This window comes from Pikeienuella piscinae, from assembly GCF_011044155.1.
GTDB classification, from domain to species: Bacteria; Pseudomonadota; Alphaproteobacteria; order Rhodobacterales; family Rhodobacteraceae; genus Pikeienuella; species Pikeienuella piscinae.
In genome coordinates this window covers 2,939,373-2,953,051 of sequence record NZ_CP049056.1, presented here as the reverse complement: position 1 = coordinate 2,953,051, position 13,679 = coordinate 2,939,373, and the positions used below count along the sequence as shown (strand labels likewise).

General features: G+C 67.3%; 11 protein-coding genes. 4 read left to right on the top strand and 7 right to left on the bottom strand.

The annotated features are described in order from the left end of the window. Positions 1–20: 20 nt before the first annotated feature. From G5B40_RS13995 to G5B40_RS13980, 4 genes are all read right to left on the bottom strand, one after another. Positions 21–872 (bottom strand): D-amino-acid transaminase, encoded by an 852-nt coding sequence (locus G5B40_RS13995; RefSeq protein WP_165099774.1) that lies wholly within the window; start codon positions 870–872, stop codon positions 21–23. A gap of 2 nt (positions 873–874) precedes the next feature. Continuing rightward, on the bottom strand, positions 875–1,849 hold the full coding sequence (gene dgcA, locus G5B40_RS13990) for an N-acetyl-D-Glu racemase DgcA (RefSeq protein WP_165099772.1): 975 nt from the start codon (positions 1,847–1,849) through the stop codon (positions 875–877). Next, a complete protein-coding gene (gene dgcN / locus G5B40_RS13985; RefSeq protein ID WP_165099770.1) occupies positions 1,846–2,841 on the bottom strand; it encodes an N-acetyltransferase DgcN in 996 nt (331 codons plus the stop codon). Before dgcN ends, dgcA begins: the two co-directional genes overlap by 4 nt. A gap of 230 nt (positions 2,842–3,071) precedes the next feature. Then, positions 3,072–3,293, bottom strand: a complete 222-nt coding sequence (locus G5B40_RS13980) for a hypothetical protein (RefSeq protein ID WP_165099768.1) — start codon at positions 3,291–3,293, stop codon at positions 3,072–3,074. Positions 3,294–3,359: 66 nt separating this feature from the next. Between G5B40_RS13980 and ilvD the strand changes: the two genes are divergently transcribed. The 3 genes from ilvD (at position 3,360) to G5B40_RS13965 (ending at position 6,977) form a co-directional block, all read left to right on the top strand. Then, the gene (gene ilvD / locus G5B40_RS13975) at positions 3,360–5,234 is read left to right on the top strand and encodes a dihydroxy-acid dehydratase (protein ID WP_165099766.1); all 1,875 of its coding nucleotides are present in this window, start codon (positions 3,360–3,362) and stop codon (positions 5,232–5,234) included. Between the two features lie 478 nt (positions 5,235–5,712). Then, positions 5,713–6,264, top strand: a complete 552-nt coding sequence (locus G5B40_RS13970; protein WP_211907331.1) for a sigma-70 family RNA polymerase sigma factor — start codon at positions 5,713–5,715, stop codon at positions 6,262–6,264. 26 nt (positions 6,265–6,290) lie between these two features. Continuing rightward, positions 6,291–6,977 (top strand): anti-sigma factor, encoded by a 687-nt coding sequence (locus G5B40_RS13965; RefSeq protein ID WP_165099764.1) that lies wholly within the window; start codon positions 6,291–6,293, stop codon positions 6,975–6,977. A 28-nt stretch (positions 6,978–7,005) separates the two neighbouring features. On the opposite strand, the gene G5B40_RS13960 is transcribed toward G5B40_RS13965, so the two are convergent. Together G5B40_RS13960 and G5B40_RS13955 are read right to left on the bottom strand one after the other, a co-directional pair. Further along, on the bottom strand, positions 7,006–9,444 hold the full coding sequence (locus G5B40_RS13960) for a heavy metal translocating P-type ATPase (protein WP_165099761.1): 2,439 nt from the start codon (positions 9,442–9,444) through the stop codon (positions 7,006–7,008). 126 nt (positions 9,445–9,570) lie between these two features. Continuing rightward, positions 9,571–10,545: a formylglycine-generating enzyme family protein gene (locus G5B40_RS13955; RefSeq protein ID WP_165099759.1), complete on the bottom strand. Its 975-nt coding sequence runs from the start codon at positions 10,543–10,545 to the stop codon at positions 9,571–9,573. A gap of 227 nt (positions 10,546–10,772) precedes the next feature. Here G5B40_RS13955 and G5B40_RS13950 point away from each other — a divergent pair, with 227 nt between their 5' ends. Further along, a complete protein-coding gene (locus G5B40_RS13950; RefSeq protein WP_165099757.1) occupies positions 10,773–12,500 on the top strand; it encodes a thiamine pyrophosphate-requiring protein in 1,728 nt (575 codons plus the stop codon). 6 nt (positions 12,501–12,506) lie between these two features. On the opposite strand, the gene G5B40_RS13945 is transcribed toward G5B40_RS13950, so the two are convergent. Then, positions 12,507–13,544 (bottom strand): asparaginase, encoded by a 1,038-nt coding sequence (locus tag G5B40_RS13945; protein WP_165099754.1) that lies wholly within the window; start codon positions 13,542–13,544, stop codon positions 12,507–12,509. Positions 13,545–13,679: the final 135 nt, after the last annotated feature.

Genomic DNA, 13,679 nt, shown 5'->3' with positions numbered 1-13,679 from the left:
CGCGCCCGGCCCGCGCCCCCTCAGATCGCGGTCTTCCGGCTCTCGTCGATATAGACTTCCCGCAGCCGCGCCGCGATCGGCCCCGGCTCGCCGGCGCTGATGGTTGCGCCGTCGATCTCCACGATCGCCGTGACGAACGCGGAGGCCGAAGTGCAGAAGGCCTCGTCCGCAGCTTTCGCCTCCTCGACGGTAAACGCGCGCTCCTCCACCTTCATTTGCGCCTCGCGCGCGAACCGCAGAACCGCGGCGCGGGTGATGCCGTGGAGGATATCGTTGGAGAGATTGCGGGTGATGATCACGTCATTCTTGACGATATAGGCGTTGTTCGACGTCCCCTCGTTCACCTCTCCATCGGTGACCAGCCATGCGTCGTCCTTGCCCGCCGCCTTCGCCTCCATCTTGGCGAAGCTCGGGAACAGAAGCTGCACCGTCTTGATGTCGCGCCGCGCCCAGCGCTGATCCTCGACCGTGATCACCTTCAACCCGGTCTTTGCCGTGGCGGCGTTCACCTGCTCTTTCGCCTGAGTGAAAAGCACGATCCCGGGTTCGGCGTCCGTCGGCCAGATGAAGTCGCGATCCGCCGCGCCGCGAGTGATCTGCAGATAGATCATGCCGCTCTCGAGATCGTTCCGCGCGATCAATTCGCGATGGATCGCCAGCAATTCGTCATCCGTGCGGGCCGGCTTCATCTTCAGTTCGTTGAGCGAACGATGCAGCCGCGCCATGTGGCCCGGAAAGTCGATCAGCTTGCCGTCGAGCACCGACGTGACCTCGTAGACCCCGTCGGCCATCAGAAAAGCGCGGTCGAAGACCGAGATCTTCGCCTCCTCTTCCGGAACAAACTCGCCATTTACGTAAACCGTGCGGCTCATGCTCACCCCCATAGCTCCGTCGCGGGCGGATGCGCGCCGCGCTCATCAAACAAAAGTCCCGGCCGCCGATCCCGCGCGAGGAGCAGAGGCCCGTCGAGATCGGTAAACTCGGCGCCCTGCGCCGCCAGCACCGCCGGCGCCATCGCCAGCGAGGATCCGATCATGCAACCGACCATCACCTTCAGCCCGGCCGCGCGCGCCGCCTCCCGAAGCGCCAGCGCCTCGGTCAGCCCGCCGGTCTTGTCGAGCTTGATGTTGATCATGTCGTACTTGCCGGTCAGCCCCTTCAGCGACTCGCGATCGTGCGCCGCCTCGTCCGCGCAGACCGGCAGCGGGCGCCGCGCGCCAAGGAGCGGGGCGTCATCACCGGCCGGCAACGGCTGCTCGACCATGGCGACGCCCAGTTCGAGCAGCGTCGGCGCGATCTCCGTGTAAAGATCCAGCGTCCAGCCTTCGTTGGCGTCGACGATCATCTTCGCTCCCGGCGCGCCCTCGCGCACCGCGCGAAGCCGCACGATATCCTCCTCGCCGCCGCCGAGCTTGATCTTCAGGAGTGGACGGTGCGCGTTCTCGCGCGCCTTCGCCTCCATCTCCTCCGGCGAAGCGAGCGAGAGAGTGTAGGCCGTGATCTCCGGTCCGGGCGTCGCAAGCCCGGCCAACTCCCACACGCGTTTGCCCGCGCGCTTAGCCTCGAGATCCCAGAACGCGCAGTCGAGCGCGTTCCGCGCCGCTCCGGGCTTCATCTCGGACTGAAGCGCCATGCGGGACCCGCCGCCAGAGGCGAGCCAGTTCTCGATTTCTTCGATCACGCCTTCCTGCGTTTCGCCATAGCGCGGATAGGGCACGCATTCGCCCATGCCCCGATGCGGCCCGTCGATCAGTTCGACCGAAACGACCTCCGCCACCGTGCGGCTGCCGCGCGAGATGGTGAACACGCCGGCGATCGGGAATAGCTCGCGCCGTACGATGCCCCTCATGGGAGCGCGTCCACCAGCTTTCCGGCGCCATTACGGAAGGGATCGACCGCCGGAAGGCCCAGTTCGCCCTCGATCCGCTCAATGCAGTCTTTCGCCTCTGCGTCCGAGAGCGCCGCGGTGTTGACCGAGCAACCGATCGAGACGCAATCCGGGTTCACCACCCGCGCCAGGGTCTCCGCTATCGGCCGAAGCGCCGCGAGACCCGGCGAGACGTAATGCGGCAAGCCTCGCATATGCGTCCGTGTCGGCTCGTGGCAGAGAACGAGATAATCCGGCGCGCCGCCATGAATCAGCGCCATGGTCACGCCAGAATAGGACGGATGAAAAAGGCTGCCCTGCCCCTCGATCAGGTCGTAATGATCCTCGTCGTTCGGCGGGGTCAGCGTCTCTACGGCGCCGGCCATGAAATCGGCCACCACCGCGTCGAGCGGAACGCCACCGCCAGTGATCAGGATGCCGGTCTGGCCGGTGGCGCGGAATGTCGCCTTCATGCCGCGCGCCAGCATCTCCTTCTCCATCGCCAGCGCGGTGTACATCTTGCCGCAGGAGCAGTCAGTGCCGACGGCGAGTATGCGCTTTCCGGGCCGGGCGCGTCCCTCGCCGATCGGATATTTCACCACCGGCAGGCGCACGTCATACAGTGTCTGGCCGGTGCGCTTCGCCGCCTCGACCAGCGCCGGCTGATCCTTCAGAAGCGTGTGCAGTCCGGCGGCGACGTCCATCCCCGCCTCCATCGCCTCCACCAGCACCGCGACCCAGGCGTCGGAGATCAGCCCGCCGCGATTGGCGACGCCAATCACCAGAGTCTTCGCCCCGGCGGCCACGGCGTCGGCGACGCTCATCTCCTGGAGTTTCATGTCGGCCTTGCAGCCCGGCAGGCGTAACTGGCCTACGGAAGCTTCGGGGCGCCAGTCCTTGACCCCCTGCGCAACCTTGGCGGCCAGCGCGTCGGGCGCATCGCCAAGAAACAGGAGATAGGGTTGCTTCAGCATATGTCGGACCTCCCCGGCAAAAGTTCGCGCGATTCCGTCGATTTCACCCTTCCAAGTCAAGCGATCCGGTCGTCCCCGTCGTCAGAAAGACAGATTCTCGCGCATTCATCCATATGACGCCATTTTATCGAAGGAAATTCGATGAGGTATCGAAATATCGGCAGGATAATCGCACAAAACTTCCGATCTGCGGCGCACCTCGCCAGTGCTTCGGCGATCTCGTCCGCCCCTCACTCAATCAAGGGCCGGACGCTCCTGCGCCAATTCACGAGAGGTTCGGATTGCGTCGCGAACGCGAGAATCGTGTCTGCGCCGTCATGCGGCGCCCGGGCGCTCAGCTCGCCTCCCAACAGCAGCCGCTCGACGCTGGCGAAGCAGGTGGGCCAGTTGGCGGCGCGACGTGGGGGCCGGCGCGCGGCCGCGCCGAGCCGGAGACGCGGAATGGCGATCATTGCAATCCGGCGCGCTCCGCCTATGCTTCGCGCCCTCAGCCAAGACCTTCATCCGGAGGACCCGCGATGCCCGCATATCGCTCCCGCACCACCACCCATGGCCGCAACATGGCGGGCGCCCGCGCGCTCTGGCGCGCCACCGGCATGGGCGAAGGCGATTTCGGCAAGCCGATCATCGCCATCGCCAACTCCTTCACCCAGTTCGTGCCTGGCCATGTTCATCTCAAAGACATGGGTCAGCTGGTCGCGCGCGAGATTGAGGCCGCCGGCGCCGTCGCGAAGGAGTTCAACACCATCGCAGTCGATGACGGCATCGCGATGGGCCACGACGGGATGCTCTATTCGCTCCCGAGCCGAGAGATCATCGCCGATTCCGTCGAATACATGTGCAACGCGCACTGCGCCGACGCCGTGATCTGCATTTCCAACTGCGACAAGATCACCCCGGGCATGCTTATGGCTGCGATGCGGCTGAACATCCCGGCGATCTTCGTCTCCGGCGGGCCGATGGAGGCCGGCAAGATCACGCTCGACGGGACCGAGCGCAAGGTCGACCTGGTTGACGCGATGATGAACGCAGTCAACCCGGACATCGCCGAGAGTGACAGTCAGCGAACCGAAGTCTCCGCCTGCCCGACCTGCGGCTCCTGCTCCGGCATGTTCACCGCCAATTCGATGAACTGCCTCGCCGAGGCGCTGGGCCTCGCGCTTCCGGGCAACGGCTCGATGCTCGCGACCCACAGCTATCGCAGGGAACTGTTTCTCAACGCTGCGCGCACCATCGTCGAGCTGACGAAGCGCTATTACGAAGAGGGCGACGAGACGGCGACGCCGCGCGGCATCGCGAATTTCGAAAGCTTCGAGAACGCGATGACCCTCGACATCGCGATGGGCGGCTCGACCAACACCATTCTTCACCTCCTCGCCATGGCGCGGGAGGGCGAGGTGCCGTTCACGATGGACGATATCGACCGGCTTTCGCGCCGTGTGCCGCATCTCTCCAAGCTCGCGCCCTCGACCTCGCTCTTTCACATGGAGGACGTGCACCGCGCCGGCGGCATCATGCGCCTGATGGGGGAGTTGGACCGGCTCGGCCTGATTCACAATCAGCGTCCGACCGTTCATTCGCGAACCTATAGCGAAGCGCTGGAGAAATGGGACATCATGCGCAACCCCTCGGCGGAGGTGACGGAGTTCTACCGCGCCGCGCCCGGCGGCGTGCGCACCGTGGAGGCGTTCAGCCAGTCCAACCTCTGGCAGGATCTCGACCGCGACCAGAAGGACGGCTGCATCCGCTCCGGCGAGCACGCCTATTCCAAAGATGGCGGGCTCGCGGTGCTCTACGGCAACATCGCCGAGGACGGCTGCATCGTGAAGACCGCGGGCGTGCCTGAGGAATGCCTCGAATTCACCGGGAAAGCACGGATCTTCGAGAGCCAGGACAGCGCCGTGAAGGGAATCCTCGGCAACAAGGTGAAACCCGGCGACGTGGTTGTGATCCGCTATGAGGGGCCGCGCGGCGGGCCAGGAATGCAGGAGATGCTCTACCCGACCTCCTATCTGAAGGCGGTCGGCCTCGGCAAAAGCTGCGCGCTGATCACCGACGGGCGGTTCTCCGGGGGTTCGTCGGGCCTCTCCATCGGCCATATCTCGCCCGAGGCGGCGCTCGGCGGCGCCATCGGCCTGATCGAGGAGGGCGACCAGATCGTCATCTCCATAGCGGAGAGACGATTGCACCTTGATGTCGAGCCGGGCGTACTCGCCAATCGCCGCGCGGCGATGGAGGCGAAGGGCCCCGCCGCGTGGACGCCGACCGAGATTCGCGATCGCAAGGTGACGCAGGCGCTCAAAGTCTTCGCCGCCTTCGCCACCTCCGCCTCCGAGGGCGCGGCGCGAGATGTCGATGGCGCAATGTCGAAGGCCCGCCTCGCGGCGGAATGATCCGATACCGCATGGGGAATGCGCGGCGCGCATAACATAAGGGCGGAAGACGACGCCCTGTCGCCCTCCGCCCCCCATGCAGACCGTATCCGCGCCATTGGCGCCCACAATCGCTCCGGCGCGGTCTGCACGCCCGCGAAGCGGAGAGAGCCGCCCGCGGGAATCGACGCCGGACGCTGGCCCGCCCGACGAGATGCGCGCTCCATCGCCGGCGATCGTCCCCTGTGATCAACCATGGCGATCGGGGTCGCCCCGTTCCGGCGCCCGCAGCGCCGCCCGATCAAGCGCCGCGGCCGGGTCGGAGTGGACGGCCCGTATTGCGCATCTCCCACGCGGCTCGACTCTCGGACATAAGAGGTTTCCGCGATGCACGAAAAATCACATTGCGAACGCCGCCATCCTCGGGAGCGGCCGCGGCGGGGGCCGCGAGAAGAATTAACGCTATCGTTTTTCGGCCGAATGCGCGAAAAACCCTTGCGTGATAGAGCATGAAGACAATCTCGATAGCCTGATCGCCGCCGCAGCAAACGGCGATCGCGCCGCGTTTCGCACCCTTTACGAGCAGTCCGCCGCGAAACTTTTCGGTCTCTGCATCCGCATATGTCATGACAGATCGCTGGCGGAAGATGCGATGCAGGACGCTTATGTGGACATCTGGCGCAAGGCGGGCGAGTTCGACCCCGCACGTGGGCGCGCCGGCGCCTGGATTGCGGTGATCGCGCGCAACCGCGCGATCGACATTGTTCGCAGACGCGGGCGCGCCCCCGGCTGGGGCGGCGGCGGCGACGGTGAGGACGCGCTGGCGACGCTGGTCGACCCGGCGGCGCGCCAGGATGGCGGGGCGGAGGCGATGGCGCTTTCGGAATGCCTCGCCCGACTTGAGGAGACGCCCCGGCGCATGCTGGTCCTCGCCTATGTCGAGGGTCTGACGCGGGAAGAACTTGCGGCGCGTTTCGAAGCGCCGGTGAATACGGTGAAGACCTGGCTCAGGCGGGGTCTCGCGGCGTTGAAGACCTGCCTCGACGACTAGCGCGCAAAGGGAAAGACGACAAGCGGATGGACGAGAGAGACTATCAGGCGGCGGAAAGGGCGCTGGGGCTGGAGTCGGCGAAAACCGAAAGCCCGGACGACGCGCGCCTGCGCGAGGCCTGGGAGTATCGACTCGCGCCGCTTCTTGACGGCGTCGAGGCCGATCCGCCCGCCGGGCTGTTCGCGCGCATCGAGGCGGCGATCGACGACGAGAGTTCCGGGACCGGCGCGCCGGCAGAGGTTCCGCCAGGCGCCGAGATCATCGATCTCGCCAAGCTTCGAGGCCAGGTCAGACGCTGGCGCGCCGCGACCGGCGTTGCGCTCGCCGTCGCCGCCGCGCTCCTCCTCTATGTCGTCGTCCCCGGCCTCGCGCCGCAAAGCGCCGGGGAGGCTGCGCGCTATGTCGCCGTCGTCACCGCCGATGATGGCGGGCAGGCCGGGCTGATCATCCAGTTCGACACCGGAACCGGAATCGCCACGGTGATTCCGGTCACGGCGCCGCCGAGTGGAAAATCATACGAGATATGGACCGTCCCGGCGGGCGCGACGCGCCCGGTCTCCCTCGGCCTGCTGCCGCAGGATGCGGTCGCGATCAAAGGCATCGACGCGGCGCCGGACCAGCTTTTCGCGATCAGCCTGGAGCCCGAAGGCGGCTCGCCCACCGGCCAGCCGACGGAGCCGCTCTATCACGGCCGCGTCGTCAGGGTGGAGTGAACGCCCACACATCCGACAGACACCGCGTTCACTCCAGCTTCTTCACTCTCAGCCGCAGGGCGTTGCCGATTACGGAAACCGACGAGAGGCTCATCGCCGCCGCCGCCACGATCGGCGAGAGAAGAACGCCGAAAAACGGAAAGAGAACGCCCGCCGCGACCGGCACGCCGATGGTGTTGTAGGCGAAGGCGAAAAACAGGTTCTGGCGGATATTGCGCATGGTCGCGTGCGAGAGAAGCCGCGCCCGCGCGATCCCGCGCAGATCACCCTTCACCAGCGTGACGCCGGCGCTCTCCATCGCGACATCGGCCCCGGTTCCCATGGCGATGCCCACATCGGCGGCGGCGAGCGCCGGCGCGTCGTTCACCCCGTCGCCGGCCATTGCGACCTTGCGCCCCTCCACCTTCAGCTTCACGACCAGATCGTGCTTCTCCTCGGGGCTCACCTCCGCATGGACTTCGTCAAGACCGAGCTGACGCGCGACCGCCTCCGCCGTGCGCCGGCTGTCGCCGGTCGCCATCACGATCCGAAGGCCCTCGTCATGAAGCAGGCGCAGCGCCTCCGCCGTGGTCTCCTTGATCCTGTCCGCGACGGCGACAAGTCCGGCGGGCGCGCCGTCGACGGCGACGAACATCGCGGTCTTGCCCTCGCCCTGAAGCGCCTCGACCCGGTCGCCGAGTTCGGTGGAGGAAACCCCCGCCTCATCCATCATCGCGGCGTTGCCGAGCGCAACGGCGCGGCCGCCGACAGCGCCCCTGACACCCTTGCCGGTGACCGCCTCGAATTCGTTCGATTGTTCGGGCTTTATGCCGCGCTTCACCGCGCCGACGACGATCGCCGCCGCCAGCGGATGCTCGGAGCCCTGCTCCAGCGCCGCGGCGAGCGACAGCACCTCGCCCTCGTCGAAGCTTTCCAGCGCGACGACATCGGTCAAGACGGGCCGGCCTTCGGTCAGCGTGCCGGTCTTGTCGACGATCAGCGTATCGACATCCGCGAACCGCTCCAGCGCCTCGGCGTCGCGAATGAGCACGCCGGATTGCGCGCCGCGCCCGGTCGCGACCATGATCGACATCGGCGTCGCCAGCCCGAGCGCGCAGGGGCAGGCGATGATCAGCACGCTGACCGCAGCGACCATCGCGTAGGTGAAGGCGGGCGCCGGACCGAAGATCAGCCACGCGGCGAACGCGAGAAGCGCCGCGCCGACCACCGTCGGCACGAAATACCCCGCGACCCGGTCGGCGACGGCCTGAATCGGCGCGCGACTCCGCTGCGCGACGGCGACCATGCCGACGATGCGTGACAAGACCGTGTCGGCGCCGACATTCCGCGCCTCCATCACGAAACTTCCTGCCCGGTTGATCGTGCCGCCGGTGACCGTCTCGCCGGCGGCCTTCTCGACCTCGATCGGCTCGCCGGTGATCATGCTCTCATCGACCGAGGACCGCCCTTCGATCACCACGCCGTCCACCGGCACCGCCTCGCCCGGTCGAACGCGGAGCCGTTCACCGACCTTCACCTCGTCGAGCGCCACGTCCTCGTCGCCGGCATCCGTCACCCGTCGCGCAGTTTTCGGCGCAAGATCAAGGAGGGCGCGGATCGCGTCGCCAGTCTTCTCGCGCGCATTCAGCTCCATCACCTGTCCGACGAGGACGAGAATGACGATCACCGCCGCCGCCTCGAAATAGATCGGCGCGCGCCCGTGCTGATCGCGAATCGCCTCGGGAAACAACCCGGGAGCCAGCACGGCCGCCAGACTGAAGAGGAACGCCGCGCCGACGCCGAGCGAGATCAGCGTCCACATGTTCGGATTACCCGTGACGATGGACGCCCAGCCGCGCTTGAAAAACGGAAACCCGACCCAGAGAACCACCGGCGCGGCGAAGATGAACTGCGCCCACTGAGTGACCGCCGGGCCGAGCCATTCCGCGAAGGGAAGGCCGGCATGGCCGCCCATCTCCAAAGCGAAAACCAGCAGCGCGAGCGGCGCGCCGAGCCGGAGGCGGCGGTGGAAATCGACCAGTTCCGGGTTGGGCCCGCTATCGGCGCAAGGCGTCATCGGCTCCAGCGCCATACCGCAGATCGGGCAGTCGTCGGGTTGATCCTCCACGATTTCCTGATGCATCGGGCAGGTGTATTGCGCGCCCGCCGGCGCCGGGGCCGGCGCGAGCCGGTCGCCAAGGAAATCCTCCGGCGCAGCCTCGAACCGCTCCTGACAGCGCGCCGAGCAGAAATAGAACCGCTCGCCGCCATGTTTCGCCGTGCGCGCGGCGGTCGCACGGTTCACCGTCATGCCGCAAACCGGGTCTCTCGCCTCGGCGAAGGCGGTCGGATTCGCCGCGAACCTGTCGCGGCAATGCGTGGAGCAGAAACGGTAATCCTGGCCGGCGTGACTGAAGCCGGGTTTTCCCGCCTCCGAGTCTACGATCATTCCGCAGACCGGGTCGCGGTCATTCACTGCTGCGCGCATTCTGGGCTCTCCGTTCAGACGCCGGAGATGCAAGATCGCGATTCCAGTTACTGGAAGGTCAATAGCCGCGCCCGGATTCGCCGCGATCCGCAGGGAGAGGAGCGCCGTTCCGCGAACGCCGTGCGGCTATTTCACGTCCCGCGCGATCCGGAAACCGATATGATTGGATCCGAGGCCGCCTTCCTGCGATTGCCGCGCCGCCGGACGGTAGCGCAGACAATACGATGTCGCGCAAAGCCATGAGCCGCCCTTGACGACATGCAGCGGACCGATCTCGGGGTGCGAGAACCGAGCGGCGAGCGATTCCGGCGGGCCGTCCGGGTCGGTTTCGGCGCGCTCGGGATGACCGGGAACCCACCAGTCCGAGACATGCTCCCAGACATTGCCGGCCATATCGAAAAGTCCGTAGCCGTTCGCCGGGTATGAGCCGACCGGCGCGGTCCCGTGATGGCCGTCATCGGCCTTGTCGTCCGCCGGAAAGGCGCCCTGCCAGGTGTTCGCCTTCCAGCCCTCCACCGGGTTATATGACTCTCCCCAGACATACTCGGCGCCGTCGAGACCGCCGCGCGCGGCGAATTCCCACTCCGCTTCTGTCGGCAGTCTCCCACCCGCCCAGGCTGCGTAGGCGGCTGCGTCCTCGGGCGAGACTTGCACCACCGGATATGCGCCCTTGCCTTCGATATCGCTTCCCGGGCCCGCGGGATGGCGCCAGTCCGCCCCAGCGACATATTTCCACCAGGCCATGACGTTGGAGAGGTCGACGGCGTGATCCGGCGGCGAAAACACCATCGAGCCCGGCTTCAGAAGCTCCTCCGGCCAATTCGGATGCTCCTCCGGATCAAGCGCACGCTCCGCGGTGGTCACATAGCCGGTCGCCGCGACGAAAGCGGCGAACTGGTCGTTCGTCACCTCGGTCCGGCCGATTTCGAACGGGCCGACCGTGACTTCGCGGATCAGCCCTTCCTCGCGGTAATGCGCCTCGGAGCCCATGTGGAAACTGCCGCCGTCAAGTCGGACAAGTTCCGGCGAATCCGTGGCGTCGGCGACACCCGGCGAAATCAGGCCGATCATCGCCAAAAGCGCATAGAACCCGTATTTCATCACGCCTTCGCCGGCTGACTTCAGAGGTGGAACGCAACGAGAGCGGCCCCGGAAGGCGGACGCCATACGCGCGTCGTCACACACATTATATCGCCGAGCCTGGGACAAAGGCGAGTTCGCGTCCATCGGCGCGGCGGCTCCGACGCGCGCGCCTTGCACCGGTGCGGGATCGACCGATAGCATCGCCGTCGCGCGGCGCAGCCGGAGCCGGGGAGGATCAAAATCAGATGACCGACGATCAAACGACCGCGCCTCATCGCGCCGAAGCGACGGCGGGCGGCGCGATCTTCACGCGGCTGAAGGCGCTCGGCGTCGACTACGTATTCGCCAATTCCGGCACGGATTTTCCGCCGATTATAGAAGGGCTGGCCGAGGCCGCCGCCGCAGGGCGCGATCTGCCGCGCTCGCTGGTGATCCCGCACGAGCACGCCGCGCTCGGCATGGCGCATGGCTACTATCTGATCTCGGGTCGGCCGCAGGCGGTGATCCTCCACACCAATGTCGGTCTCGCGAACGGCGCGGCGGGCGCGATCAACGCCGCCTGCGAGCATATCCCGATGATCATCATGTCGGGCCGCACCCCAGCGACCGAAAAGGGCCGTTTCGGCGCCCGCACCGTTCCCATCGGCTGGGGGCAGGAGATGCGCGACCAGACCGCCTTGGTGCGCGAGGCCAGCAAATGGGATTACGAGCTGCGGTTCCCCGAGCAGATCGCGGAGCTTCTGGACCGCGCCAGCGCCATCGCGCAATCAACGCCAAAGGGGCCGGTCTATCTGTCGCTGCCGCGAGAGACGCTCTGCGAGGCGATCGACGCGACCACGCTCAACGCCCCGCCCAGCATGCGCCCGACCGTCGGCGCGCCAAACGCGGCCGATATCGCGACCGCCGCGCGCTGGATTGCCGAAGCCGAGCGTCCGTTGATCATCGCCCAACGCGGCGCCGGCGACGCGGTGAGTTTTGACGCATTCGCCGCCTGGGCCGAGGAATGGGGCCTTCCCGTCTGCTCATGGTGGGCGACCCATCTGGCGATCTCGACCGAGCATCCCAGCCATGTCGGCCCCGATCCGAAAGCCTGGCTGGAGACGGCCGATGTCGTCCTCGTCCTCGACTGTCTCGCGCCCTGGATGCCGGACGCGCATCCGCTCAACCCGGCGGCGCGAGTCATCAACATCGGACCGGACCCTTTGTTCAGCCGCTTTCCGGTGCGGAATTTCCGCTCCGACCTCTCCATCGCCGGGGAGACCGCGCTAACCATCCCGGCGCTGGTTGACGCGATGCGGGATCTGCCGAGGGACGCCGACCTGATCGCCGCGCGCGCCGTCCGCATCGCCGCGGCTGCAGATGAGACGCGCACCGCCGCGCGCCGCCGCGCGGCGGCGCGAAACGACCAGGGCGTCACCAAGGACTGGTTGAGCCTGAGGCTGGGCCTGGCGCTGGAGGGACGAAAATCCTCGGTCTTCTCGGAACTTGGCACCACGCTCGGCGTCCTCTCGCGCCAAGATCACCGGTCGTGGTTTCAGGAGCCGCATTCCGGCGGGCTCGGCTGGAGCTTCCCCGCCGCGCTCGGCGCGCAGTTGGCGGAGCCGGACCGGATCTGCGTCGCGACGATGGGTGACGGCTCCTACATGTTCGCGAACCCGACAGTCTGCCACCAGATCGCCGAGGCGCTCGCGTTGCCGGTGCTGGTGGTGATCTTGAATAACGAGGAATGGGGCGCCGTCCGCGCCTCGGTGACGTCGCTCTACCCTGACGGACATGCGACGCGGGCGAACCGGATGCCGCTGACGGCGCTGAAACCCTCGCCCGATTTCGTCAGGACTGCCGAAGCAAGCCGCGCTTGGGCGCGCCGCGTGACCACCGCCGATGAAGTCGACGAGGCGATCGCGGCTGCGTTGACGGTCGTCACCAAGGAGCGCCGCTGCGCCCTCCTTGAGATCGCGACGCTGCCGGGCTGACCCCGCCTAACTCAACCTCAGCCCGGTGATCGCCTGGCTCAGGGCGCCGCCGCCGCAGACGAGGCCGCGGCGATTGACCTCCCGCGGCGTCAGCCAGCAGGCGATGCGCTCATCACCCGCGTCGAGCGCGCCGAGCGCGACAAGGATCCCAGTCATGGCGCACTCGGCCGCCGGGGTGTTCCCGTCGTCGATCTTCAAAGCGACGCCGAGCCCCATCTCCGGCAGAATCGCGATGAAAGCCCCTTCGGCGCCGGTCTTTACCGCGAAACGCCCCTCGCCGGCGCGCATCAATCCGGTGCAGCAGCGCCCCTCGCCAGCCACCTCGAAAGGATGCGCCGCCATCGCCGAGCGGAGCCGGATGGCCGCGTCCAGCCGCACGCCCGCAAGCGCCGTCTCCGCCGCCGCGATCCGCGCCGCCGCACGCGCGAGACCTGTGAGCGAAAGCGCGAAATTCGGCGCCGAGCAGCCGTCGATCGCATGGCCGGCGATCTCCTCGCCCGCCAGTTCCGCCGTCGCCGCGGCGACGGCCTTCTGCACCGGATGGTCGGGTGAGACATAGTTTTCGGCGGACGCACGCAGATGCTTCGCCTGGCAGAGGAACCCGGAATGCTTGCCCGAGCAGTTGTTATGAAGCTGCGACGGGGCCTCGCCGGCGCGGATCATCCGCTCGCGAGTCGCCGCGTCGCCGGATTCCTGCGCGCCGCACATCAGGTCAGTCTCGCTGAACCCCATCTCACGCAGCCATTCGCCGGCGAACGTGGCGTGCGCGTCCGACCCCTGATGCGAAGCGCACGAAAGCGCGAGATGACGCGGCGAGAGCTTCGCCGCGTCGGCGGCGCCGCTCTCCACCATCGGCAACGCCTGGAGGATCTTGCACGAGGAGCGGGGCAGGAACGCCGATCCGACATCGCCGAGCGCGGCGGCGAGCGCGCCCTCTGGGCTTCGTCCGTCGACGATCGCGACCCGTCCGTGGTGGACGCGCTCGACGAACCCAGCGCGCTGGCGGGCGACGAGGACGGGATTTCGCGTTTCAGCCTCTGGCATAGTCGATCTCTCCTCCGGCGATATGCGCCACGCATCCGGGATGGCCCGGGCGGGATGAAATTACCAGTCCACCGCGCGTGATCGCCCCGGCGGCGCGGCTCTGCGCCCAGCCTGCGCGCAGCCGCGAAGCCCTGC